1 pseudogene is annotated in these 522 nt (G+C 65.5%); it reads left to right on the top strand.

Annotated elements, in window-relative coordinates:
* Positions 1 to 62: 62 nt before the first annotated feature.
* A pseudogene (locus PV682_RS44200) lies at positions 63 to 522 on the top strand (IS982 family transposase); the annotation flags it as partial.

Here is a 522-nt window from a genome sequence, read left to right as displayed (position 1 = left end):
CTAGATGATCGATTCCAAGGGGTCGGCTGCGCGCACAAGGGAAGGGAGCCCAACGTCGGTGTGTGAAGACAGAGTTGGACTCCCTCGCCACCGCACTCTATGTGAAGACCGACGACCTCCTGAAGGCATCACCGCATCTGGCGCCCTGGCGTCCGGCCATAGGGATCGTTCCGCAACTGGCCGATGCGGAGCTGGTCACACTCGCGATGATGCAGGCCATGCTCGGATTCACCTCCGAGGCGAAGTGGCTTCGCCATGCCCGTTGCCACCTGCGGCATCTCTTCCCCTACCTGCCGAAGCAGCCCGGCTACAACAAGCGGCTGCGCAAGGCCGCCGGACTGCTGCGGCGAGTGACCCGGCTGCTGGCCACCGACACCTCCGTATGGAGCGACGACGTGTGGATCGTGGATTCCACGCCCGTGGAGTGCGGACGCTCCCGGGAGACCGTCAAACGCTCCGACCTGGCCGGATGGGCCGAGTACGGGTACTGCGCCAGCCACAGCCGCTTCTTCTGGGGCCTGC

This window comes from Streptomyces niveiscabiei, from assembly GCF_033794345.1.
Classification (GTDB): Bacteria; Actinomycetota; Actinomycetes; order Streptomycetales; family Streptomycetaceae; genus Streptomyces; species Streptomyces niveiscabiei.
Note: the sequence above shows the minus strand (reverse complement) of the source record. Positions and strands in the feature narration are given on the sequence as shown.